1 rRNA gene is annotated in these 662 nt (G+C 52.0%); it reads left to right on the forward strand.

The features are described from left to right. Nucleotides 1-662, forward strand: a 23S ribosomal RNA gene (locus tag IMQ33_RS07975); the annotation flags it as partial.

Consider the following 662-nt stretch of genomic DNA (forward strand, 5'->3'; position numbering starts at 1 on the left):
ATGCACTACGGTGCAGAAGTAGTTGATGCCCTGCTTCCAGGAAAAGCCTCTAAGCATCAGGTAACATCAAATCGTACCCCAAACCGACACAGGTGGTCAGGTAGAGAATACCAAGGCGCTTGAGAGAACTCGGGTGAAGGAACTAGGCAAAATGGTGCCGTAACTTCGGGAGAAGGCACGCTGGCGCGTAGGTGAAGAGACTTGCTCTCGGAGCTGAAGCCAGTCGCAGATACCAGCTGGCTGCAACTGTTTAATAAAAACACAGCACTGTGCAAACACGAAAGTGGACGTATACGGTGTGACGCCTGCCCGGTGCTGGAAGGTTAATTGATGGGGTCAGCCGCAAGGCGAAGCTCTTGATCGAAGCCCCAGTAAACGGCGGCCGTAACTATAACGGTCCTAAGGTAGCGAAATTCCTTGTCGGGTAAGTTCCGACCTGCACGAATGGCGTAATGATGGCCAGGCTGTCTCCACCCGAGACTCAGTGAAATTGAACTCGCTGTGAAGATGCAGTGTACCCGCGGCAAGACGGAAAGACCCCGTGAACCTTTACTATAGCTTGACACTGAACATTGAGCCTTGATGTGTAGGATAGGTGGGAGGCTTTGAAGTGTGGACGCCAGTCTGCATGGAGCCAACCTTGAAATACCACCCTTTAATGT

Source organism: Serratia sp. Res13-Sevr-LER1-36-b (assembly GCF_015673035.1).
GTDB classification, from domain to species: domain Bacteria; phylum Pseudomonadota; class Gammaproteobacteria; order Enterobacterales; family Enterobacteriaceae; genus Chania; species Chania fonticola_C.